The sequence below is a fragment of the Donghicola eburneus genome, from assembly GCF_900115865.1.
GTDB classification, from domain to species: Bacteria; Pseudomonadota; Alphaproteobacteria; order Rhodobacterales; family Rhodobacteraceae; genus Donghicola; species Donghicola eburneus.
Map to the genome: position 1 here is coordinate 96,587 of NZ_FOXY01000004.1, position 21,975 is coordinate 118,561.

Below are 21,975 nucleotides of genomic sequence, written 5' to 3' on the forward strand. Positions count from 1 at the left end.
GACGCGTTCCTTTTCCAGAATTTGAAACCCATTTAGGGTGAATGCGCAACGCGTGCGAGGGTCACGACCGAAACTTCTCGGACCTGTGAGGAATATAGCGCCTGCGTACAGGCAGCGCACGTCGCACCAGAGGTCATGACATCATCAACCAACAGCACTGGACGATCCGCTACCTGTGCGGCGCGACTAGGGTTCACGCGGATGGCACCCTGTAGCGCGGCAAAGCGGTCCGCCCGCCCCAAACCATCAAGGGATTCGTGCCGACCGCTGCGCGTCAAGGCGTCTGGAATACACGTGAGACCGGTTTTGCGGGACAGCTCCTGTGCCAGAAGAGCGGCCTGATTGTACTGGCGCATGGCCAGGCGCCGCCAATGCAGGGGCACGGGCACAACCACCGTATCGGGGTGCAAAAGCTCGCGCGCGGCCTGCGCCAGAAGGCCTGCCACGCCTCGCGCCATATCCGTCCTGTCTGCATGTTTCAGCCGGAGCACAATGGATCGGCCAATCCCTTCGTAAAGAATGGCAGCCCGCCCTGCGGTCCACGGCGGCTGGGACGTTAGGCAGTTGTCGCAATAGGCGCCAAAACCCTCCTCTCCGAACAAGGGAACCCCGCATGTCTCGCAGACCAGCCCGCCGATCACATGTATCTCTCTCCGGCATGTACCACAGAGCGCAAAGTCCTGACCGACCGGATCACTACATCCCAGACAGCGCGGCGGATACACAACTCGAAGCGCCGTTTGAATTGTCCCCTGCAGCAGACTAGAACCTTGCATATGTCGAACCCCAGATCCCTTATCGACGGGCCAGCGCGCAAGCGCCAACTTGCCCGCGCCGCCCAAAACCCGCTGCTCTTCTTGCAAGAAACCGCCGCTGACGACATGCAAGATCGCCTGATGATCGTTAACAGGTCGTTTCAGGACACTGTGATTGTCAGTGATTGGCCCCAGTTGTGGGCAGATCGCCTGCCGGACGCGCGCGTGATCAAGCCCACTGAGACATTGGATGTCGCAGAAGGTAGTGTCGATCTGGCGATCCACGCTCTGAACCTGCACTGGGCCGAAGATCCGGTGGGACAACTGATCCAGCTACGCCGTGCGCTGCGCCCCGACGGGATGCTCATCGCGTCGCTCTTTGGTGGTCAGACGCTAAATGAACTGCGCATGGCTCTCAGCGAAGCCGAATCGCGGGTCACAGGCGGTCTGTCCCCTCGTGTGCTTCCCATGGGTGATATCCGCGACCTCGGGGGCCTGCTGCAGCGTGCAGGCTTTGCTCTGCCTGTCAGCGACACCTTCCGGATCAAGGTCCGCTACAACAATGCGATCGCCCTGATGCGCGAGCTGCGTATGATGGGCGAAGGAAACGCTCTGACCGAGCGCCTGCGCCACCCGACCCGCCGCACTGTCCTGTTCGAGGCCGCCCGCATCTACGCCGAGAACTTTGCCGATGCAGATGGTCGCATCCCCGCGACCTTTGAATTCTGCATTCTAACAGGATGGGCGCCCGACAGCAGCCAGCCACAGCCCCTGCGTCCCGGCAGTGCGGCCGCCAGACTTGCCGACGCCCTGAACACGACAGAAACGAAGCTGAACGATTGACCCAAGGGGTTGGCCCCTTATCTCCAACCGCAAAGCAATAACAACGATTGGAACGACGCCATGTTGGACGCCCAAGCGACCGCCAAGTGCCCCGCGCATGCCCCCGCAGACCACCCCAAGGTCCAGAAGCCCAAAGTCGGCATCCTGCTGGCCAATCTTGGGACACCGGATGGCACCGACTACTGGTCGATGCGCCGCTACCTGAACGAATTCCTGTCCGACCGCCGCGTCATTGACTACTCGCCGTTTCTTTGGCAGCCGCTGCTCCAACTGGTCATCCTGTCGACCCGCCCGTCAAAATCCGGCGCCGCATATGCTTCGATCTGGAACAACGAGGCGAACGAGTCGCCCCTGATGACCATCACCAAAGACCAGACCGCCGCGATCAAGGCCGACCTAGAGGCTGAATACGGCGACAACATCATGGTCGATTTCTGCATGCGCTACGGCAACCCCTCGACCCAGTCAGTGGTCCGCAAGATGGTCGAAGCTGGGTGTCACAAAATCCTGTTCTTCCCGCTCTACCCGCAATACGCGGGCGCAACCTCGGCCACGGCAAACGACCAGTTCTTCCGCGCCCTGATGAAGGAAAAATGGCAACCGACCGCCCGCGTCGTGGATCCCTATTTCGAGCACCCCGAATACATCGAAGCGCTCGCCCAATCGATCGAGACGGCCTACGCCAAGCTCGACAAAAAACCCGACGTTCTGGTCTGCTCCTATCACGGCCTACCCAAGCGTTACTTGGTCAAAGAGGGTGATCCCTATCACTGCCAGTGCACCAAAACCACGCGCCTGCTCAAAGAGCGTCTTGGTTGGGCGGATACCGAAATTACCACGACCTTCCAGTCACGTTTTGGTCCCGAAGAATGGCTTCAGCCTTACACCGTCGAAGAGGTCGCGCGCCTTGCCGAAGCAGGCAAAAAGAACATCGCAGTCTGCGCCCCCGCCTTCTCGGCTGACTGCATTGAAACACTCGAAGAGATCAACGAAGAGATTCGCGAGTCCTTTGAACACGCAGGTGGTGAGGAGTTCACTTACATCCCCTGCCTCAACGATGATCCTGCGCATATCAAAGCGCTGACCACCGTCATCCGCGAAAACCTCGGGGGCTGGCTCTAAGCCCCTTTCATCTTTGCCAAAATACTCTGGGGAGTGAATTGGGGCTTCGCCCCAATAGAGGGGCAACGCCCCTCTATACAAACCACCAAATGAAAAAGGCGGTAGGAAAACCCACCGCCTTTCTCTTTTTCAGTGATCTGTTCGAAATTACTTCGAAGCAGCTGCAACCAGGACAGCAACCAGGATCAGCGGAACAACCAGACCTGCCGACGACGACGAGGTGGTTGCTTCTTCCACGACTACGGGTGCTTCGATTACGGGCTCAGCCATCGAGCCAGCAAATGCAGTCGAAGCGGTGGTTGCCAGAGCGGCTGCCAGAACGAGTTTCTTCATAGTATCCTCCAGTATAAGCTTGCCGCCGCGTTTCATTGAGGACAGCGACAAGCACCCAAGACTTACCTCGTATGAATTTTCTAACCAGCTATCTTGGCCAAATGCAAACTTAACTTGTGGGAGGATTCAATGAGTTCGCCCTGATGTCGTCAAATTAGCAACACTTGGGTACCGACCTTGGTCAGTTCGAACAGTTGCGCGATATGCTCGTTGTACAAACCGATGCATCCGTTCGATGATCTGCGCCCGATCTTGCGGGTGTCATGGGTTCCATGGATCCGGTAGTAAGTCCAGCTCAGGTACAGGGCATGGGTTCCTAGGGGGTTTTCGGGGCCGGGGCCAACAAAATCAGGCCATTCCGGGTTCCGCTCCTTCATCGCGGGGGTCGGAGCCCAGCTGGGGCCTTCGACTTTTCGGGTGATTTCAGTACGTCCGCGACGGGTCAAATCTTCGGTCAGAGGGACGCTGGTGGGGAACAACCTGTAGGTGCTCTCGTCCTCGGACCAGTAGTGCAGCGCGCGGCTGTCCACATCGACCAAAATTGCGCCGTTCCGAAGGCTGCTGAAGTAAGGCTGCCATTCAAGTGTGCGGAAGCTCGAGATGTTGCGGCGCACGCCTTGTTCGATGGCACCTTCCAACTCGACCGTGGCCGCGCCATTGAAGCCGCCAGTGCTTTGCGCCAGTGCGGGTGCTGCCATTGTAGTCAGCCCGCCAGCGATCCCGCTCGACAGAAAGGCGCGCCGAGACAGTCCTGTTCCCTTACGATCAGCCATGCTCTACCTCCGGATGATCAGATTTCTTGGTAATTTGCTACTTTTCTATGGTGGAAAAGCCGCAGTCGCAAATCAAACCACGGTAAACTCGCAGAGATTGGCCTACTGTGGGTTTGAAACCGCATACCCCAACGGGTAAGGCTTGGCCAAACAACCGAGGGGCCCGCATGTTCCGCCTACTTCCAATACTTCTTAGTTTTCTTGTCGCTTTGTCCGCCTGTTCTCCGGCGCCCACCCCGCCCCGTATGGGTCCGGACGGCAAACCGCTGCCACGCCTTTACCGGATCAGTTCTGCTGACGAAGCGCGCATTCAGTACGGCATTCTTGATTCGGTGAACGCTCTGCGGAATGCGGCAGGCAAACGATCACTCGCGCTCGAGCCGCGCTTGAACGCCGCTGCCGCGACTCATGCCCGTGACATGGCAGTCCAAAACCGTCCTTGGCACTTTGGCTCTGACGGCTCCTCGCCGATCGACCGCGTGCGCCGCGTTGGCTACACTGGCCACTTTGTGGGTGAGCTGATTTCTGAAACCTACGAGACCGAGACTGAAACCCTCGCTGCGTGGGCAGAAGACCCCATCACGCGCAAGGTTCTGATGTCTGACGACGCCGACCAATTGGGTTTTGCGTGGTTCCAAGAGAACAACGGCAAGATCTGGTGGACCATGGAGCTTGGTGCTTCGGCGCCGATTATGGCCCTGCAATAAGCGACGCCAAGCTTTTTAAGGATAAATCGAGATCGGGGTGCCGTCGCGCACCATGGCGTAGATGTCCTCGATCTCTTTGTCTGTGACCGCGATACACCCAGCGGTCCAGTCATCGCCCCAGCTGCGATAAAGTTTAGGACGCCCGTGGATAAAGATGTCTCCACCCGGCCTCTTCCCCTGAGACTTCGCATATGCCCTGTCCGCCTCGTTCGGGTAATCGATCCCGAGCGATAGGTGAAACTTGCTGTTCGGATTGCGGCGATCAATGAGGTAGTGGCCCTCTGGCGTCTTGCCGTCCCCTTCGAACTGCTTGTGCCCCCTTGGCGTTTTGCCCAAGTGAATCTCGTAGGTCTTGAGGACCTGCGTATGATGCAACAGGTACATTCTGCGCGCCTCTTTGTAGACGACGACACGAGTGACCTCTGGCCCGTTGTAGGTCTTGAACTTACTGCTGCAGGCGGCCGCACCTAACAAAAGCAGCGCGCAAAGCGCCAGCTTCAAAAAACGCATGTCTCACTGCCCTTATGCTTGTTTCTGCATTCGGGCATACACGATTCATGCCAGCTTCAGTAGTAGGCCAGACCTGACTCGGGCTTATTGTGAACTCAGCTTGTCGAGTTTCTTTTCGATCGCCTCGAGCCGCGCCAAAACCGCTTCGCGGTGATCATCAGTGGCACGAGTTTTGTCCTCGGAGTGGGCGTCCTGCATCGAGTTCACGATCAGACCGACCAACAGGTTCACTACGGCAAAGGTCGTCAGCAGGATGAAGGGGACAAAGAACACCCACGCGTAGGGATAGACCTCCATCACGGGGCGGACGATGCCCATGGACCAGCTTTCCAAGGTCATGATCTGAAACAAGGAATATGCGCTGAGAGCGAGCGTTCCGAACCAATCGGGAAACGACTCTCCGAACAGTGTCGTCGAGATAACAGCGCCAATATAGAAGATGATCGCCATCAACAGAAACACGCTGCCCATGCTCGGCAAAGCAGAAACCAACCCCTCAACCACACGGCGAAGACGGGGGGCAGCGGAGATCACACGCAGAACCCGCAGAATACGTAGCGCCCGCAAGGCCGACACCGAGTGCCCGCCAGGGATGAGGGCGCTGCCCACGATGACCGCATCAAAAATATTCCAGCCATTCCGGAAAAAGCGGGTGCCGTGGGCATAGAACTTTACCGCAAGTTCCAACACAAAGATCGTTAGGCAAATCCAGTCAACCAATCGCACCAGCCACCCGATATTCGACATGACGGTTTCAGAGGTTTCCAGTCCCAGCACCACGGCATTGATCAGGATCACCCCGATAATTCCGTTGCGCACTGCAGGGTGCGCCAGCCAGTTTGCCAACGTGTCTCTCATAGGCCTGTCCCGTTTTAGTTGCCTTTAGGCGCGATCGAACCGTGCCGCCAGTTCCACATGGGAAGACCAACGGAACTGATCAACGACCTGCACCCAATTCAAGCGATAACCTGCCTTCACAAGAACGGCTGCGTCGCGCGCAAATGTAACGGGGTTACAGCTGACATAGGCAATCACGGGAATCTTGGCCTGCGCGATTTCAGCCACCTGTGCCTGCGCGCCCGCACGAGGTGGGTCAAGGACCACAGCGTCCAGCTTTTGCATATCAGCAGCGATCACAGGATTGCGGAATAGATCCTGCACTTGGGCCTTCATCTTCTTCAGGCCCTTGGCGTTGCGCCAGCCCAGATCGAGCGCCTGAATCATCTCGCGCACGCCTTCCAGAGCCCATACCTCGGCCTTGCGGGCCAGAGGCAGGCTGAAGGTCCCGCACCCCGCAAAGAAATCGGCGACATAACCTGAGTCCCCAACGGCTTCTAGCACGGCCGCACGCAGTACATCCTCTCCGTGTCGCGTTGCTTGGAGAAAAGAGCCAGCAGGCGGTGTCACCAGAATGCCGTCGAAATCCTGCGCTGGCGGGTGGCGCAAAGCTACGGTTTCGTCATCCCAGGCCAAACGCGACAGGCCCAACTTTTCAGCCAAGGGGCCCAGTTCCATGCGCAGCTTGTCGTCCAAAGGTTTGCCACCTGTGACCAGCACATCCAGCTTGTTCTGGGTCAGAGTGATCGTGACGCTCAGCTCTCCTTTACGACTGCCGCCCACTTTGGCCAGCTCGGCCACAATCGGGCGGGCGGCCAGCAGTTCAGGGTGCAGCAGCGTACAGCCATCAATCTCGACAATCTGGTCAGAGCCGCGCACGTGGAAGCCAACCTGCGCGCCCGACTTTGTGCGTCGTGCCGAAAACACAGCGCGGCGGCGCGAAGCGGCGGGCGACGTCTCTATCCCGCGAATCGGCGCGTCCAGCCCCTGAGCGCGCAGGGCAATTTCGACCACTCCGATCTTCCACTTGGCCACGAAGTCATCGCTGGCATGCTGAAGACTGCACCCGCCACAGCGCTTAAACCGCGGGCATGGGGCTTTGACGCGGTCAGAACTGGGCTCAACGATACGCGGGGTTTCCATGCGCTCGCCGGTGATCTCGCCTTCGACACGCTCACCCGGCAGGGTTAGGGGCGCGTAGATCGGGCCGGCGGCAATGCCGTCGCCATGAAGTCCCAAACGTTCAATGACAATCTCGGTCACGGGCGCGCTCCTGTCGTGTGGCTGGCTGTTTGCAGGCACCTACCCGCTTCGCCGCCTCAGGCCAAGAGGCCCCGCGCTTTATGCGGGGTCCAAACGCACGTGGGTATCGACCGCCTGAAGCTGCTTGAGGTCTTTTCGATAAGCCCGCGCGGCCATGACAAGCGACCGAAAAATCCGGCGCTGGCGCCGCGCATATATCAGATGCTCGGGGTGCCATTGGACGCCTAGGGCAAAAGGCTCTTTAATGCTTTCAATGGCTTGGATCATACCGCCCGTGTCTCGCGCAGCCACGCGCAGGCCGTCGCCAACCTTGTCGACAGCTTGGGAGTGCAGTGAGTTTACGGTCATGGGCTGCAGACCCGCGATCCGTGACAGACGCGTGTTGTCATCGACCCAGATTTCCTTGCGCGGCAAAATCGTCCAGCGCTTCTTGCTGCTGGTGTAAACGCCATACGCGTCCTGATGCAGCGTACCCCCACGGGCCACGTTGATCATTTGGCTGCCACGGCAGATCCCCAATACAGGCATGCCGCGCGCATTTGTATCTTCGACGATCTGGCGTTCCAGTGCGTCCCGGTCGTGGTCTAGGCGGGCAGACGTCACAAGTTGGCCGCCATAGATGTCGGGAGAGATATCGTCCCCGCCACCAATGATGACACCATCTACTTTGTCTAGATCGGCGGGACGGCCAGCGCCCCAGCGCACAGCTTTACCTCCGGCAAACCAGACGTTCAGAGCGACCAAAGGAAAGATCCTCCAGCCCGAACGATTGGACGTTGTTACAGCGATAATAGGGCGTGTCATACGTCACCTCACGCCAGTCCATGCTTGGAGAGAATGTCGCCGGACCGTTCGGCCCAAGGCTGGCGCGACAGCGTGATCGCTCCGTGCTTCTCAAGCCATGCATCCGACAGCTCGGTCAGAAGATCGTCCTTGGCAGCGACCTGCTCGACCAGCAGCCAGCGGTTCCATTCGGTTTCCAGCGACCATGCATCTTCGTCGATCCGACTGTCGGGCAGGCGGAAGTGATAGGTCGGGCGACCAGAAATGCCATCAACTTTGTCCGCGCCGATCGAGTCGACCAGAATGTCAGGCCAGAGCGCCTTAAAGATCGGCAGCATATCCAGCCCACGGTTCCGGTCAGGGCAATGGCGGGTGTAAGTTTCAACCAACGCTCGGTCTGATGGCTCGGTCCCGAGCAGGATCAACTCTTCAACAAGTGCGGTGGGGTATGCGTCGGTCCAAGGCAGCACGGTGCGCGTCGCTTCGATAGGGCGCGCCTCGCGCATCCAATCCTCGATCAAGGCATAGGCGAGCAGCGGCTTGAGCACAGAAGCTGGCGTCTCTTCGACGATCTCAACGTTTAGGTGAACACCGAACCCATAGTACCAACCATCACCGCTCCCTTTTGCCCCTGCTTCTTTCAAAGCCCCAAGCGCACGGTTCAGTTCACCCAGCTGCCCCAAGGACAGCGGGTCAGTGACAAGTTCAACAGGAATGACTTCTCGTCCCAATTTCAGGCCAAGGTCACGCAGAACCGATTTGTCAGCAGTGCGGTAAACGGTATCGAGATACACTTGGATGTCGCCAAGGCTAGAGCCGGTGACCTTCCAATCGTTGTCTTTGACGCGCTCAGCGGTGCCTCCAAGAGTCTCTGAGAGAATGTATGCGGCCTGCTCTTCGTTCAGGTCCGCAAACTCGACTTCAACGCCGATGTGTCGTTCCGCACCATCTACCGTTACAGGCGCAGGCAGCTCTTGAAAGTGTAATGTCATATTTCGCCCTCGCTTATTGACCAAACCAACATGCGAGGGACGGAATTTGTTCCATGACAGTCTGTCGCAGCGTTAACCGTTTTGGGTTTCTGCTTCGATCTGCGCGCGCGACTTGCGCTGACGCTCTGTCGCGGACTTCAGCTGACCACATGCTGCCATGATATCCTCGCCGCGCGGCGTACGGATCGGGCTGGCATAGCCGGCTTTGTAAATGATGTCGGCGAACGCCTCGATCCGCTCCCAATCAGAGCGCTGATAAGGCGAACCGGGCCATTCATTAAACGGGATCAGGTTAATCTTGGCAGGGATGCCCTTGATCAGTTTGACCAGACGACGCGCATCCGCGTCGGTGTCATTCACGTCCTTGAGCATCACGTATTCAAAGGTGATCCGCTCCGAGTTCGACAGCTTGGGATAGGCGCGCAGGGCGTCCAGCAGTTCGGTGATGTTCCAACGCTTGTTGATCGGAACCAGCTTGTTGCGGGTCTCGTCCTCGGTCGCGTGGAAGCTGACAGCCATCATGCAGCCGATCTCTTCGGCGCATTTTGCGATCTCTGGAACAACGCCACTGGTCGACAATGTAATGCGGCGGCGCGACAGGCTGATGCCCTCGCCGTCCATCGCGATCTTCATCGCGTCACGCACGTTGTCAAAGTTATACAGCGGCTCGCCCATGCCCATCAGAACGATGTTCGACAGCAGTCGCGGACCAGCATCGCCAGTGCCCACACCGGGTTGGGGCCACTCATCCAGATCGTCGCGCGCCATCATGATCTGACCCACGATTTCGCCCGCCGTCAGGTTCCGAACCAACTTTTGCGTGCCAGTGTGACAGAACGAGCAGGTCAGAGTGCACCCGACCTGAGAGCTGACGCACAGCGTGCCGCGATCGGTTTCGGGGATGTAGACCACCTCAACCTCGTGACCGCCCGCGATCCGAACCAGATACTTGCGGGTGCCATCCAAGGACACCTGCTTGCTGACCATCTCTGGGATTTCGATGACGAAATTATCCTCAAGCTGCTGGCGATAGGCTTTGGCCAGATTGGTCATCGCCCCAAAGTCACGCACGCCCCACTGATAGACCCATTGCCAAATCTGGTTCACACGCATCTTGGCCTGCTTCTCAGGCGTGCCAATCGACAGCAGCGACTCGCGCAGCTGATCCCGTGTCTGCCCCACGATGTTGACTTTGCCGCCCTCGGGCAGCTTGCGGGGAATGGTCATTACGTCTTGAGTGATCGGTGCAGAAGCCGTCATTGCGCTAATCCTTTGGGCTGAGCGCGCCTTTTAGCGGATTCGTTACAAAAACACAAAAGGAACCGAACACGTTGGTGTCCGGCCCTTGTCATGGCAGTTATGCGCGGCGCGTTTACTGGTTACAGCGCGTCGCCGCATCCTCGACTGCAGCAGTAAAGCCGGTCAGCGAGAAGGTATCTGTCGTAGTCGTCCCGCGGGATGAAACGCCGACCACAGTGGCGGTCGCACCGCGCTTCATAGCGTTGACGATCTTGTCGTCTTCGGACTGGTTGGGCAGCCAAGCCCATTCGCCCTGCGTGAACATCTCGAACTTGGTTCCGCCGATATCGACGGTCACGGTCGAGCCGTCGCGGAAGGGATAGCCGCCAGAGAACGCAACTTGCTGACTCACACTCTGCGCGGGTCGGAAGAACACCATCAGCTGGATTTCACCACGGGTCGCATTCACTTCGCGGCCATCGCGCGTGTTTACAATCGACTTGGGAATCGACACAGCCCAACATTCGGTGGGATTTTCTCCGGTATAGACGTACCAGTCTTCTTTGGCGGCCACCTGATTATTCGAAACCTGCTGAGCCGTCGCACCCGCAGCGCAGACAGCAAAAAGCGCCCCGACAACACCACGCGCGAATAATGATTTCATACGTCCAGCCTCCAAGCTGACTTGCCTCTTCTTTTCGGTCTATGTTGCGCAAGAAGCGGATGCTTTTGCGCGCGAACCGTTTGCATCTCGACGACCGGACTGTAGCTTAAAACATCCTAAAGGATAAAGCCCCCATGGCGGCTTTCCGCCATCACCAAACGGAGTCGTGAATATGAACAATCCCGCCCCTTTGGCAGAACTCTGGCGCAACGGAATTCTGGAAAGTGTGCACTACGGCCATGCGGTCATTTGCGACGGAACTGGCCAAATCACCGAGGCCTGGGGCGACCCCGAAACGATCATCTACCCCCGCAGTTCAGCCAAGATGATACAAGCGCTGCCCCTTATGGAATCAGGGGCAGCCGACGCGGTTGGTCTCGGCACCGAACAACTCGCGCTGGCCTGCGCCTCTCACCAAGGGCAATCGCAGCACACAGACCAAGTCGCAGCGTGGCTCGATACAATCGGGCTCGGCGAACCTGACCTGCGCTGCGGTGTGCAGCCGCCCTCTGATACCGAAACGCGACATCGCCTGCGCGGCTCTGGCAAGACTGCCTGCCAGCTTCACAACAACTGCTCGGGCAAGCACACGGGCTTTCTGACCCTAAACCAGCACTTGGGGGGACACAGTGAATACATCGACCCGGACCACCCCGTTCAAGCTGCCTGCAAAGATGCGTTCGAAGAGGTTACGCAGATGGAAAGTCCGGGTTACGGGATCGACGGATGCTCTGCGCCCAACTTCGCAACCTCGGTCCACGGTCTGGCGCGCGCGATGGCCAGTTTCGCAACCGCCCACCAGCGCAGCGATACCCGTAGCAAGGCCCAAGCCCGTCTACGCGACGCCATGTTCAAACATCCCGAACTCGTCGCCGGAACGGGCCGCGCCTGCACAGAACTCATGTCTGCGGTGACCGCGCCCGTCGCCATCAAAACTGGCGCAGAAGCCGTCTTTGTCGCAATGCTCCCAAACCAAGGCCTCGGCATCGCGCTCAAAGTCATGGACGGCGGCACGCGCGGCTCTGAATGCGCAATCGCTGCGCTCTTGGCGCGACTAGGCGTTCTGGACCCGAACCATCCACTCGCCCAAGTCCGCTTGAACAAAATCCAGAAAAACTGGCGCGGGATCGACGCTGCGGTCATCCAACCGGCCAAAGGTCTGCTCGCCTGATCTTCTCCTTGGCAAAATACCCCCGCCGGACGCAAAAAGGGGCCATTCAGGCCCCTTAAATTATCGCGTCGGGACGGGCGTCTCGCCTCGATAATCATAGAAACCCCGCTGGCTCTTGCGCCCCAGCCATCCGGCCTCGACATACTTGGTCAGCAGCGGACAAGGACGGTACTTGGTGTCCGCGAGTCCATCGTGCAGCACGTTCATGATCGCCAGACATGTGTCCAAACCGATAAAGTCCGCCAGCTCCAGCGGCCCCATCGGGTGGTTGGCCCCCAACTTCATCGACTCGTCAATCGACCGCACATTCCCGACCCCTTCGTAAAGGGTGTAAACGGCCTCGTTGATCATCGGCATCAGGATGCGGTTCACGATGAACGCTGGGAAATCTTCGGCGCTCGCCGCAGTCTTACCCAGATTCTCCACGACCTGCAGACAGGATTTATAGGTCTCTTCGTCCGTCGCGATGCCGCGGATCAATTCGACCAGCTGCATGATCGGCACGGGGTTCATAAAGTGGAAACCCATGAACTTCTCAGGGCGGTCAGTTCGACTCGCCAATCGAGTGATAGAGATCGAAGAGGTGTTCGACGTCAGGATCGTGTGCGGCTGCAAATGCGGCACCAAATCCTCGAAAATTGCAACCTTCACAGTTTCACGCTCGGTCGCCGCTTCGATCACCAGATCGGTTTGCCCCAAGTCCTTCAGCTGAAGAGTTGTCGCAATTCGGCCCATCGCTTCGTCGCGCTCAGCTTCGCTGATCTTCTCACGGCTGACCTGACGGTCCAGATTCTTGCGCACGGTCGCAATGCCACGGTCCAACGCTTCCTGGGAAATGTCGTTCACCAGCACCTCGTAGCCCGCAAGCGCGCATACGTGGGCGATGCCGTTCCCCATTTGGCCTGCACCGACAATACCGATTTTTTTCACTTCCATAGAAGAGTCTCCTGTGGTTTCCGCCAGAGGATGGACCGCCCCCGACGCCCATGCAAGGGCGGTTCGCTCCCCTCCCGACACATAGATTTTTTCATTACCGCAACTATGCCGATCACGATTTTTTCTTGCGCGGCCACGCGGGGCAAAGCTTTGAGACAAGGAAAAAGGCCCGCCAAATGGCGAGCCTTTGATCTGTTTCTCAAAGCCGAAGCAATCAGAGCTTTTCAGTCAGCTCTGGGACGGCTTCGAAGAGGTCAGCGACCAGACCGAAATCAGCAACCTGGAAAATCGGCGCTTCTTCGTCTTTGTTGATCGCGACGATGACCTTGGAGTCTTTCATACCCGCAAGGTGCTGGATCGCACCCGAGATGCCGACGGCGACGTAGAGCTCGGGCGCGACGACCTTGCCGGTCTGGCCAACCTGCCAGTCGTTCGGCGCAAAGCCCGAGTCCACAGCTGCGCGCGAGGCGCCAACAGCGGCGTTCAGCTTGTCTGCCAGCTTCTCGATCATGGCAAAGTTCTCTTCGGAACCGACGCCGCGGCCACCCGACACAACGATGCCAGCCGAGGTCAGCTCGGGACGATCGCTCTCGGCCAGCTTGTCTTCGACCCAAGAGGACAGGCCCTTGTCGCCTGCGCCCGAGATGGACTCGACCGCTGCCGAACCGCCCTGACCCGCTGCGTCAAAGGTCGAGGTCCGGATGGTGATGACTTTGGTCGCGTCGCCAGATTTCACGGTCTGGATCGCGTTGCCAGCGTAGATCGGACGCTCGAACGTGTCCGCGTCCACAACACCGCTTACGTCGCTCAGGATCATGACGTCCAGCAGCGCCGCAATGCGGGGCATTGCGTTCTTTGCGGTCGCGGTCGAAGGCGCAACGATGTGGCTGTAGTCACCAGCCATCGACAGCACCAGATCCGCCAGGTTTTCTGCCAGATCGTGGCCATAGGCCGCGTCGTCAGCCACCAGAACCTTGGCCGCGCCGTCCAGAGTGGCCGCTGCGGCGCCCGCATCGGCAACACCTTCGCCAGCCACCAGAATGGTCACATCGCCCATCGCCTTGGCGGCGGTCAGGGCTTTTGCGGTTGCATCAACGGCCAGTGCGCCGCCAGCAACTTCTGCGATCAGAAGAACAGCCATTATACAGCTCCTGCTTCTTTGAGTTTCGCCACCAGCTCGTCAACCGAACCCACTTTGATGCCAGCTTCACGCGCCGCAGGCTCACCGGTTTTCACGATGGTGAGGCGGGGGGCGGTGTCGACGCCGTAATCTGCGGCTGTCTTCTCATCCAAAGGCTTCTTCTTTGCCTTCATGATGTTGGGCAGCGACGCATAGCGAGGCTCGTTCAGACGCAGGTCCGCGGTGATGACTGCGGGCAGCTTGACGCTGATGGTCTGCAGACCGCCGTCCACTTCGCGGGTAACTTTGGCCGCATCGCCGTCGATCTCGAGCTCCGAGGCAAAGGTCGCCTGACCCCACCCCAGCAGAGCCGACAGCATCTGGCCGGTTGCGTTCATGTCGTTGTCGATGGCCTGCTTGCCACAGATCACCAGACCGGGGGCTTCTTCCTCGACGATTTTCGCGAGGGTTTTTGCAACGGCCAGAGGCTCTATGTCGGTGTGGACATCGTCTGCTGCGGTCACGAGGATCGCGCGATCCGCGCCCATTGCCAGAGCCGTGCGCAGGGTTTCCTGGCTCTGCTTCACACCGATCGAGACAACAACGATCTCGTCAGCTTTGCCGGCTTCCTTCAGACGGATGGCCTCTTCGACGGCAATCTCGTCGAAGGGGTTCATCGACATCTTTACGTTGGCGAGATCGACACCCGAACCGTCCGCTTTTACGCGAACCTTCACGTTGTAGTCGATCACGCGTTTGACAGGCACCAAAACCTTCATTTGCGTGTCTCTCCCATTGAGTTCACGGACACTCAACCGTGCCCTTATCCCGTTCGTCTCGGCCTTGATAACGATTCAGATCAGGCCGAAACAGAGCAAAAACGTCACGTTAGCGCCATCGGACGCCGCGTTTTGAATGATTTATGCTGCGGCGCAATGAACATGGCGAGTCGTCCCATGGTCCCATGCGACGATTCTGCACAGTTTTTCGCTTTTTGATTTGTCGAAACGCCCATCAGAGCTGGACAAACCGCAGCCGCGACATTCACCGATTAGCGCCCGGCACCCACAGGACATCACCCGCGCCGTTCTGGTTCGCCGCCCGCGAGGCCACAAAAAACCAGTCGCTCAGGCGATTCAGATATTTGACCGCAGCGGGGTTCACCTCTTCGACGCCGGACAGTTCGACGGCCAAGCGCTCTGCACGCCGCGCAACGGTGCGGCATACGTGCAGGTGCGCCGCCAGAGCACTGCCACCCGGCAGGACAAAGCTGCGCAAAGGCGCCAGACCAGCGTTCATCTCGTCGATTTCCGCCTCCAGACGCGCGACTTGGGCATCGACCATCCGCAGCGGCGGGTATTCAGACTCTGCGTCTTTGGCCATATCAGGGCGGCACAGATCTGCGCCCAAATCGAACAGGTCATTCTGGATGCGCATGAGGCGCTCGTCCATGATCCCCTCGGCATTCAAACGCGCGACACCGATCACGGCGTTCAGCTCATCCGAGGTGCCATACGCCGTCACACGCAGCGAATGCTTGGCTACGCGGCTGCCATTGCCGAGCGCGGTTTCGCCCGCGTCCCCGGTCTTTGTGTAGATTTTGTTCAGAACAACCATCACTGCCCTCCGAATTTCTGACGGATGTAAACGAAGCCGACGATCAGAATCACCGCTACGAACTGCGCTGCTACGCGATAGCGCATGATGCGGTTGGCGTGCTTGCGGTTAAAGTCGCCGCCCTTGGCGAAGCTTCCGATGCCGAACATCAGGATGCCCAGAACGATCAAGCACGCGATCGCGACGACGTAAAACAGTGGATCATTGGCCATATTAGGTTCCTTTGATGTTTCCACGCAGATAGGCGGTTCGCGTCAAAAAGCGAACACGCATTTTGCCTCAGCCTCCTGCGGTCACCCTGTCCAAAAGTCGCGTGGGCAAGATACGCCGAAGGATGTTTCCGATATAGGTCGGAGTGGTCACGAAATAGCGCGGGTGCGGGTTTTCCGCCTCCAGGGCATGGATCAGCTTCTTAGTGACCGCGCTGGCGGGCAGTTCGAACTTGTCGGGGCCTCGGTCCTGGTACAAGCGCTTGCGCAACTGGCTGCGATATTGCTCGACACGGGGTGAGTTTTCCCAGTCGATCCACTTCTCGAATTTCGGAATCGCGTTCTGCCGGATCCGAGAGGTGATCGGACCGGGCTCTATCAGGATCACATGAATGCCTGTGCCACGCATCTCCAGACGCAGCACATCCGTCAGACCCTCCATCGCGAATTTGCTGCTGACATAGGCCCCGCGCCACGGCATTGCGACCAGACCCAGCACCGAAGAACAGTTCACGATCCGCCCGTGCCCTTGCTTACGCATGATGGGCAGCACTAGTTGCGTCAGGTCATGGGGTCCAAAGAGATTGGTCTGGAACAACTCTTCCAGCCCGCCGCGTGGCAAATCCTCGACTGCGCCGGGCAGCGCGAAGGCACCATTATTATAGAGCGCGTCCAAGGTGCCGCCTGTCGCCTCAAGCACTTCTGCCAGCGCGCTGCGGATTGATGTCGGATCAGCGTAGTCCAGTTGGGGAGAGGCGAAGCCCGCGGCCTCCAGGCGTTCGCAATCTTCAGCCTTGCGGCAGGACGCGAACACCCGCCATCCTCGCGCCTTTAAATCATGCGCGGCGGCGTAACCGATGCCACTGGAACTGCCTGTGATTAAAATAGAACGTGCCGCCATGTAACCTCCGCAAGCTTGCGGCAACATGACGGCACGAACCGAGGGAATCAATGTGCGGAATTACTGCGCAGCTTCGCTAACAAGCCAATCAGCCATCCAGCCGATGCGACCTGTAGATACAACCTGCAATTTGAGCCAGCCATTTCCAGGCGTCTGCAAAACCTCGACCTCTTCACCGGCACCCAAGCTTGAGACAACACTGAACTGTGTCCCGGGCCCTTGGCGCATATTCACGCGACGTCCGGTCACCTTACGAATATCGGCGATGGGGGCCTGCATTTCTGTGGTAGCGGTATCGACAGCCACAGCGGGCATCACGGTCGCGTCAACGGCGGTCACTTCCTGCAACATCGCAGGGGTTTGCGCCGGAATCTCCATACTCGCGAGCGTGATATCGACTTGTTTCTGAGGCTCAGCCTTACGAATTCCCATCGCCGGAAGGTCCGGAATGACAGTTTCGGCTCTAGCCGTTTTCATTGGGGTCAGGTGCTGCACTTCGGCTTCGGCCACCTGTGGCTGGAAATTGCTTCCTCCACTTAACTCGTAAAGAGCAAATGCCAAAAATGCAAAAGTCACGACGATTAAGCGCCACATTGTCATATTACCTAGATTTAAATGAATTACGAAAATTAAACACAGAATACCGGAAATGGTTCCGTTTTACTCGCAGATAATTTTTACAATTTCACTTCGCGTATTCCTGACCTCTACCGAATTCTACGCGCTTTACCGTCCCTCGGCGGCGCTGTACTACAACTGCCATGAGCGACATCGACGACGACACAACACCAGAACAGCCCCGTTCCTCGACCGAGCCTTTGCGCCGGGCGCTGGGGTCGCGGTACCTGCAATATGCGCTGTCCACTATCATGCACCGAGCCCTGCCCGACGCGCGTGATGGCCTGAAGCCTGTGCACCGCCGTATCCTGTATGCGATGCGGGAACTGCGGCTCAGCCCGAACGGACGCTTCCGCAAATCATCCAAGATTTCGGGCGACGTGATGGGCAACTACCACCCCCACGGGGATGGCGCGATTTATGACGCGATGGCCCGACTGGCGCAGGATTTCAACGTCCGCTACCCGCTGGTCGACGGCCAGGGCAACTTTGGCAACATCGACGGGGACAACCCAGCGGCCAGTCGATATACCGAAGCGCGCCTGACCGCTGCCGCCGAAGCCCTGCTCGAGGGGCTGAATGAGGATGCCGTCGATTATCGCGACAACTATGATGGCACGCTGCAGGAACCTGTGGTGCTGCCTGCGGCCTTCCCGAACCTGCTGGCCAATGGCGCCAGCGGTATCGCGGTGGGCATGGCGACCAACATTCCGCCCCACAACATCGACGAGCTGGTCGCTGCATCCTTGCACCTGATCAAGACGCCGGATGCACGGGACGAGACTCTGCTGAACTACGTGCCCGGACCGGACTTCCCGACTGGTGGCATCATCGTCGAGCCCAAAGAGAACATCCTCAAGGCTTACGAGACTGGCCGTGGATCCTTCCGCCTGCGGTGCAAATGGGAAGTTGAGGATCTGGGGCGCGGCACTTGGCAGATCGTTGTTACCGAAATTCCTTATCAAGTCGCCAAATCGAAGCTCATCGAAAAGATCGCTGAAGTGATCCAGACCAAGAAGGTTCCGCTCTTGGCTGATGTGCGTGATGAATCTGCGGACGATGTGCGCCTGATCCTCGAACCGCGTTCCAAGAACGTCGATCCCGAGATGCTCATGGGCATGATGTATCGCAACAGCGATCTGGAAATCCGGTTCAGCCTGAACATGAACGTGCTGATCGACGGCGTGACGCCCAAGGTCTGCTCGCTCAAAGAAGTTCTGCGCGCGTTTCTCGACCACCGCCGCGACGTGCTGCAACGCCGCTCGCGTCACCGTTTGGCCCAGATCGACAAGCGTTTGGAAGTTTTGGAAGGCTACATCATCGCCTTCCTTAACCTTGATCGCGTGATCCAGATCATCCGGACCGAGGATGACCCCAAGGCCGTCATGCTGGCCGAAGATTGGGGTGGCGGCGTCTTCCTGAACGAAAATCAGGTCGAAGCAATCCTTAACATGCGCCTGCGCAGCTTGCGCAAGCTCGAAGAAATGGAGCTTCGCAAAGAGCGTGATGATCTGCGTCTCGAACGCGAAGGTCTGGTCGAACTGCTTGGCAGTGATGAACTTCAGTGGGCCCGTATTGCCGAACAACTGCGTGACGTGCGAAAGGAGTTCGGCAAAAAGACCGCGCTTGGCGCGCGTCGCACCCAGTTCGCCGAAGCGACCGAAATCGAAGACGTCCCGCTGGAAATGATGATCGACCGCGAGCCGATCACTGTCGTCTGCTCCAAGATGGGCTGGATTCGCGCCATGAAAGGGCACATCGCCTTGGATAGCGCGCTCAAGTTCAAGGATGGCGATGAAGGGCGTTTCGTATTCCATGCGGAAACCACAGATCGCCTGCTGGTTCTGGGAACGAATGGTCGTTTCTACACCGTGTCCGCAGCCAACTTGCCTGGCGGGCGCGGTATGGGCGAACCCCTGCGCCTGATGGTGGACCTCCCCAACGACGTAGAAATTGTGGACCTGTTCATCCACAAGCCCGGTCGTAAACTGCTGCTGGCCTCTAGCGCAGGTGACGGTTTCATCGCCCCCGAGGACGATCTGGTCGCGCAAACCCGCAGCGGCAAACAGGTGCTGAACGTCAAAGGCGACGTTCGCGCCAAGATTTGCAAAGCGGTCGATGGCGACCACGTGGCGGTCGTGGGCGAAAACCGCAAAGTTCTGGTTTTCGCGATCGAAGAACTGCCCGAAATGTCCCGCGGCAAAGGCGTCCGTCTGCAAAAGTACAAGGATGGCGGGCTGTCGGACGCGACCACCTTTACGCTGGCAAACGGACTGTCGTGGAAGGACCCCGCTGGTCGCACGCGCACAGAAAACGACCTAGCTGAATGGATCGGCAAACGGGCGACCGCAGGGCGCATGGCACCGCGCGGCTTCCCCCGCGACAATACTTTCACTTGATGATGCGGCGCCTTCGGGCGCCGTTTTCGTTTCAGCGCCCCAGTTCCTGAAGCATCGCGATCAGGGTCTTTGCCCCCTCTTCCAGAACCTCTGGCGCAAAGGCGGTGTAGCCCAAAACGAGCCCCTGCCGCGGCTCTGGCTGAGTGCTGTAGGCTGACAAAGCCCGCAAGGTCAGGCCCACTTTGGCCCCCGCCGCAGCGATCACCGTATCATGCACGCCCCTCATCCGAGGCCCCAAAGTGCAGCACAGGTGCATCCCCGCATCCTCGGCATGGGCAATGATCCAGTCTTCATGTCCGGCCAAAGCGTTCCGCAGAACCTCTTGGCGTTTGGCATAGGTCCGGCGCATACGGCGCAGGTGCGTCGAGAACCCTCCGCTCTCCATGAACCCCGCCAAAGCAGGCTGCGGCACGACAGAGGCCCGCGCTCCCGTCTCTGCCATCGCGCGGAACAGACCCGGCAAAGTGTGTTCCGGCGCCACCAGATACCCCAAGCGCAAAGCAGGGCTCAGCAGTTTCGAAAAACTGCCCAGGTAGAACACGCGCCCTGCCCGATCTAGACTTGCCAGAGCCGGTAAGGGCTGCCCGCGATACCGGAATTCGCCGTCATAGTCGTCCTCAATAATCCATGCGTTCGACTGGCTGGCCCACTCTAGCGCCGCCGCGCGCCGCGCCAGTGGCAGGGTCGCACCAGTCGGGTACTGCCGAGATGGTGTCAAAACGGCCAGCTTCGCGCCCTCGGTCGGGGCATTTGCGATATCCAGCCCCTCGCCATCAACAGGGCAGGCTCGAACCTTCATTCCAGCACGGATCAGAGCGGCGCGCATAGGGGCAAAGCACGGGTCTTCGATCACCACAGGATCACCTGCCGCCAAGAAAGCGCGCGTGATCAATTCAAATCCCTCGGTTGCGCCAGAGGTGATGACGACCTGCTCGGGCCGCGCCTGAATACCACGCCAAGCGGACAGATGCGCCGCGATCTGTGCGCGCAAGGGCATCCAGCCCATTGGGTCCGGCACTCCCGTCAGCGCGGGGTGGGGATAGCGCCATGTCCGCTCTAGGTGCCGTGCCCACTCGACGTGGGGGAAGCTTTCAAGATCCGGTAGCGCAGGTTGGAACGGGCGCAGCGGTGGCGGAGGCGGCGCAGGCGGCGTCTTCAACTGCTCCGGCGGCAACGCGGGCATGTCAGGCAGATCATCTACCACATACGTTCCCGCACCGCGCCGCGTTTCCAGATACCCCTCTGCAATCAACTGATCGACCGCCGTCAGCACCGTGATCCGCGAGATCGACAGTTCTGCCGCCAACATCCGGCTCGCTGGCAGGCGCGCACCCGGGGCAGCCTTACCTTGCTGGATCATGTCGCGCAGCGCCTCGGCCAACTGGACGTGCAAAGGCGTTGCGGCCTCGCGGTCCAGAGACAACGCAAACAGGGCGGCCTGAAAATTGGATATGCTATGCGCGGATTTATTGGTCATTTCGATAGGTCCAATATCGCGCTACTCGTCGAGCAACAAGACAGGAATAGCCCTATGACCCCGACAGAGCGCACCCGCCTGCGCCGTGAGCACCAGCGCGGCAGCTACGACCCGCAGTCCATCTACGACATTTTAGACGCAACGACCCAATGCAGCGTTGGGTACACTATTGATGGCAAACCCTACGTCACGCCCACCTTTCACTGGCGCGAGGGTAACCATGTATACTGGCACGGCAGCTCAGCCAGCCGCATGCTCCGCAAGGCGACTGATGCCGAAGTGTGCCTGAGCGTTCAGATTATTGACGGTTACGTTATGGCGCGCTCCGCGTTCCACCACTCGGCCAACTATCGGTCTGCGACCCTGTTTGGCCGCGCGTTCAAAGTGCCCGAAGAGGAGAAAGCCGCGCGTCTTGATGCCTTTGTTGAACACCTGTGGCCCGGCCGGACCGAGGTTCTGCGCCCCATGCAACCGCAAGAAATCAAGGCGACGACAATTCTGGGTCTGGAAATCACAGAAGCCAGTGCCAAGGCCCGCTCGGGTCCGCCGATCGACGATGACGCCGATTATGGCCTGCCGATCTGGGCCGGTATTATACCGATGACCCAAGTGGTAGGCGCTCCGATCGCGGATCCACGCAACTTGCCTGACCTAGCGGCACCGGATCACATCATCAATTTCACGCCTGATCGAACGTCAAAGTGAT

24 protein-coding genes are annotated in these 21,975 nt (G+C 58.9%); 6 read left to right on the forward strand and 18 right to left on the reverse strand.

All coding sequences use genetic code 11. The features are described 5' to 3' along the window. Positions 1-32 precede the first annotated feature (32 nt). A complete protein-coding gene (locus tag BM225_RS08050) occupies positions 33-776 on the reverse strand; it encodes a ComF family protein (RefSeq protein ID WP_092464159.1) in 744 nt (247 codons plus the stop codon). On the opposite strand from BM225_RS08050, the gene BM225_RS08055 reads away from it, so the two are divergent. Then, positions 777-1,598, forward strand: a complete 822-nt coding sequence (locus tag BM225_RS08055; protein ID WP_072708771.1) for a methyltransferase domain-containing protein — start codon at positions 777-779, stop codon at positions 1,596-1,598. A 60-nt stretch (positions 1,599-1,658) separates the two neighbouring features. Beyond that, entirely contained in the window at positions 1,659-2,720 is a 1,062-nt protein-coding gene (gene hemH / locus BM225_RS08060; protein ID WP_072708773.1) for a ferrochelatase, read from the forward strand. A gap of 147 nt (positions 2,721-2,867) precedes the next feature. Here hemH and BM225_RS08065 read toward each other — a convergent pair whose 3' ends face one another. After that, a complete protein-coding gene (locus tag BM225_RS08065) occupies positions 2,868-3,053 on the reverse strand; it encodes a hypothetical protein (protein ID WP_072708775.1) in 186 nt (61 codons plus the stop codon). A 149-nt stretch (positions 3,054-3,202) separates the two neighbouring features. Further along, a complete protein-coding gene (locus BM225_RS08070) occupies positions 3,203-3,826 on the reverse strand; it encodes a L,D-transpeptidase (protein ID WP_072708777.1) in 624 nt (207 codons plus the stop codon). A 167-nt stretch (positions 3,827-3,993) separates the two neighbouring features. Here BM225_RS08070 and dalA point away from each other — a divergent pair, with 167 nt between their 5' ends. Then, complete coding sequence (gene dalA, locus BM225_RS08075) at positions 3,994-4,533, forward strand: divisome-associated lipoprotein DalA (RefSeq protein ID WP_072708779.1); 540 nt, start codon at positions 3,994-3,996, stop codon at positions 4,531-4,533. Between the two features lie 15 nt (positions 4,534-4,548). On the opposite strand, the gene BM225_RS08080 is transcribed toward dalA, so the two are convergent. From BM225_RS08080 to BM225_RS08110, 7 genes are all read right to left on the reverse strand, one after another. Further along, entirely contained in the window at positions 4,549-5,043 is a 495-nt protein-coding gene (locus tag BM225_RS08080; protein ID WP_072708781.1) for a L,D-transpeptidase family protein, read from the reverse strand. An 84-nt stretch (positions 5,044-5,127) separates the two neighbouring features. After that, positions 5,128-5,901: an ion transporter gene (locus BM225_RS08085; protein WP_072708783.1), complete on the reverse strand. Its 774-nt coding sequence runs from the start codon at positions 5,899-5,901 to the stop codon at positions 5,128-5,130. 24 nt (positions 5,902-5,925) lie between these two features. Continuing rightward, the gene (locus BM225_RS08090; RefSeq protein WP_072708785.1) at positions 5,926-7,143 is read right to left on the reverse strand and encodes a class I SAM-dependent RNA methyltransferase; all 1,218 of its coding nucleotides are present in this window, start codon (positions 7,141-7,143) and stop codon (positions 5,926-5,928) included. A gap of 78 nt (positions 7,144-7,221) precedes the next feature. Beyond that, positions 7,222-7,947 (reverse strand): gamma-glutamyl-gamma-aminobutyrate hydrolase family protein, encoded by a 726-nt coding sequence (locus BM225_RS08095; RefSeq protein WP_072708787.1) that lies wholly within the window; start codon positions 7,945-7,947, stop codon positions 7,222-7,224. An 8-nt stretch (positions 7,948-7,955) separates the two neighbouring features. Further along, complete coding sequence (locus BM225_RS08100; protein WP_072708789.1) at positions 7,956-8,918, reverse strand: amidoligase family protein; 963 nt, start codon at positions 8,916-8,918, stop codon at positions 7,956-7,958. Positions 8,919-8,990: 72 nt separating this feature from the next. Then, positions 8,991-10,178, reverse strand: coding sequence for a dual-specificity RNA methyltransferase RlmN (gene rlmN / locus BM225_RS08105; protein ID WP_072708791.1), 1,188 nt, complete (start codon positions 10,176-10,178; stop codon positions 8,991-8,993). Positions 10,179-10,290: 112 nt separating this feature from the next. Further along, positions 10,291-10,821 (reverse strand): invasion associated locus B family protein, encoded by a 531-nt coding sequence (locus BM225_RS08110; RefSeq protein WP_072708793.1) that lies wholly within the window; start codon positions 10,819-10,821, stop codon positions 10,291-10,293. Between the two features lie 172 nt (positions 10,822-10,993). On the opposite strand from BM225_RS08110, the gene BM225_RS08115 reads away from it, so the two are divergent. Beyond that, complete coding sequence (locus BM225_RS08115) at positions 10,994-11,992, forward strand: asparaginase (protein ID WP_072708795.1); 999 nt, start codon at positions 10,994-10,996, stop codon at positions 11,990-11,992. 60 nt (positions 11,993-12,052) lie between these two features. Here the strand turns inward: BM225_RS08115 and BM225_RS08120 are convergent, their stop codons facing one another. From BM225_RS08120 to BM225_RS08150, 7 genes are all read right to left on the reverse strand, one after another. Further along, complete coding sequence (locus BM225_RS08120; RefSeq protein ID WP_072708797.1) at positions 12,053-12,928, reverse strand: 3-hydroxybutyryl-CoA dehydrogenase; 876 nt, start codon at positions 12,926-12,928, stop codon at positions 12,053-12,055. A 214-nt stretch (positions 12,929-13,142) separates the two neighbouring features. After that, complete coding sequence (locus BM225_RS08125; RefSeq protein WP_072708799.1) at positions 13,143-14,069, reverse strand: electron transfer flavoprotein subunit alpha/FixB family protein; 927 nt, start codon at positions 14,067-14,069, stop codon at positions 13,143-13,145. Then, complete coding sequence (locus tag BM225_RS08130) at positions 14,069-14,827, reverse strand: electron transfer flavoprotein subunit beta/FixA family protein (protein ID WP_092464161.1); 759 nt, start codon at positions 14,825-14,827, stop codon at positions 14,069-14,071. Before BM225_RS08130 ends, BM225_RS08125 begins: the two co-directional genes overlap by 1 nt. A 265-nt stretch (positions 14,828-15,092) precedes the next feature. Next, positions 15,093-15,665, reverse strand: coding sequence for a cob(I)yrinic acid a,c-diamide adenosyltransferase (locus BM225_RS08135; protein ID WP_072708802.1), 573 nt, complete (start codon positions 15,663-15,665; stop codon positions 15,093-15,095). Then, entirely contained in the window at positions 15,665-15,877 is a 213-nt protein-coding gene (locus BM225_RS08140) for a twin transmembrane helix small protein (protein WP_072708804.1), read from the reverse strand. Before BM225_RS08140 ends, BM225_RS08135 begins: the two co-directional genes overlap by 1 nt. Before the next feature lie 67 nt (positions 15,878-15,944). Continuing rightward, on the reverse strand, positions 15,945-16,775 hold the full coding sequence (locus BM225_RS08145; protein WP_072708806.1) for an SDR family NAD(P)-dependent oxidoreductase: 831 nt from the start codon (positions 16,773-16,775) through the stop codon (positions 15,945-15,947). A gap of 60 nt (positions 16,776-16,835) precedes the next feature. Next, on the reverse strand, positions 16,836-17,369 hold the full coding sequence (locus BM225_RS08150; protein ID WP_072708808.1) for an SH3 domain-containing protein: 534 nt from the start codon (positions 17,367-17,369) through the stop codon (positions 16,836-16,838). Between the two features lie 167 nt (positions 17,370-17,536). Here BM225_RS08150 and parC point away from each other — a divergent pair, with 167 nt between their 5' ends. Continuing rightward, entirely contained in the window at positions 17,537-19,792 is a 2,256-nt protein-coding gene (gene parC / locus BM225_RS08155; protein ID WP_072708810.1) for a DNA topoisomerase IV subunit A, read from the forward strand. Between the two features lie 31 nt (positions 19,793-19,823). Here parC and pdxR read toward each other — a convergent pair whose 3' ends face one another. Continuing rightward, positions 19,824-21,269 (reverse strand): MocR-like pyridoxine biosynthesis transcription factor PdxR, encoded by a 1,446-nt coding sequence (gene pdxR, locus BM225_RS08160; RefSeq protein ID WP_072708812.1) that lies wholly within the window; start codon positions 21,267-21,269, stop codon positions 19,824-19,826. A gap of 54 nt (positions 21,270-21,323) precedes the next feature. Between pdxR and BM225_RS08165 the strand changes: the two genes are divergently transcribed. Continuing rightward, entirely contained in the window at positions 21,324-21,974 is a 651-nt protein-coding gene (locus BM225_RS08165) for a pyridoxamine 5'-phosphate oxidase family protein (protein ID WP_092464163.1), read from the forward strand. The last annotated feature ends 1 nt before the right edge of the window (position 21,975 follow it).

Coding starts and splice junctions, on each gene's coding strand:
- BM225_RS08050 (WP_092464159.1), bottom strand. CDS start 776: ATGCAAGGTTCTAGTCTGCTGCAGGGGACAATTCAAACGGCGCTTCGA.
- BM225_RS08055 (WP_072708771.1), top strand. CDS start 777: ATGTCGAACCCCAGATCCCTTATCGACGGGCCAGCGCGCAAGCGCCAA.
- hemH (WP_072708773.1), top strand. CDS start 1,659: ATGTTGGACGCCCAAGCGACCGCCAAGTGCCCCGCGCATGCCCCCGCA.
- BM225_RS08065 (WP_072708775.1), bottom strand. CDS start 3,053: ATGAAGAAACTCGTTCTGGCAGCCGCTCTGGCAACCACCGCTTCGACT.
- BM225_RS08070 (WP_072708777.1), bottom strand. CDS start 3,826: ATGGCTGATCGTAAGGGAACAGGACTGTCTCGGCGCGCCTTTCTGTCG.
- dalA (WP_072708779.1), top strand. CDS start 3,994: ATGTTCCGCCTACTTCCAATACTTCTTAGTTTTCTTGTCGCTTTGTCC.
- BM225_RS08080 (WP_072708781.1), bottom strand. CDS start 5,043: ATGCGTTTTTTGAAGCTGGCGCTTTGCGCGCTGCTTTTGTTAGGTGCG.
- BM225_RS08085 (WP_072708783.1), bottom strand. CDS start 5,901: ATGAGAGACACGTTGGCAAACTGGCTGGCGCACCCTGCAGTGCGCAAC.
- BM225_RS08095 (WP_072708787.1), bottom strand. CDS start 7,947: ATGACACGCCCTATTATCGCTGTAACAACGTCCAATCGTTCGGGCTGG.
- BM225_RS08100 (WP_072708789.1), bottom strand. CDS start 8,918: ATGACATTACACTTTCAAGAGCTGCCTGCGCCTGTAACGGTAGATGGT.
- rlmN (WP_072708791.1), bottom strand. CDS start 10,178: ATGACGGCTTCTGCACCGATCACTCAAGACGTAATGACCATTCCCCGC.
- BM225_RS08110 (WP_072708793.1), bottom strand. CDS start 10,821: ATGAAATCATTATTCGCGCGTGGTGTTGTCGGGGCGCTTTTTGCTGTC.
- BM225_RS08115 (WP_072708795.1), top strand. CDS start 10,994: ATGAACAATCCCGCCCCTTTGGCAGAACTCTGGCGCAACGGAATTCTG.
- BM225_RS08120 (WP_072708797.1), bottom strand. CDS start 12,928: ATGGAAGTGAAAAAAATCGGTATTGTCGGTGCAGGCCAAATGGGGAAC.
- BM225_RS08125 (WP_072708799.1), bottom strand. CDS start 14,069: ATGGCTGTTCTTCTGATCGCAGAAGTTGCTGGCGGCGCACTGGCCGTT.
- BM225_RS08130 (WP_092464161.1), bottom strand. CDS start 14,827: ATGAAGGTTTTGGTGCCTGTCAAACGCGTGATCGACTACAACGTGAAG.
- BM225_RS08135 (WP_072708802.1), bottom strand. CDS start 15,665: ATGGTTGTTCTGAACAAAATCTACACAAAGACCGGGGACGCGGGCGAA.
- BM225_RS08140 (WP_072708804.1), bottom strand. CDS start 15,877: ATGGCCAATGATCCACTGTTTTACGTCGTCGCGATCGCGTGCTTGATC.
- BM225_RS08145 (WP_072708806.1), bottom strand. CDS start 16,775: ATGGCGGCACGTTCTATTTTAATCACAGGCAGTTCCAGTGGCATCGGT.
- BM225_RS08150 (WP_072708808.1), bottom strand. CDS start 17,369: ATGTGGCGCTTAATCGTCGTGACTTTTGCATTTTTGGCATTTGCTCTT.
- parC (WP_072708810.1), top strand. CDS start 17,537: ATGAGCGACATCGACGACGACACAACACCAGAACAGCCCCGTTCCTCG.
- pdxR (WP_072708812.1), bottom strand. CDS start 21,269: ATGACCAATAAATCCGCGCATAGCATATCCAATTTTCAGGCCGCCCTG.
- BM225_RS08165 (WP_092464163.1), top strand. CDS start 21,324: ATGACCCCGACAGAGCGCACCCGCCTGCGCCGTGAGCACCAGCGCGGC.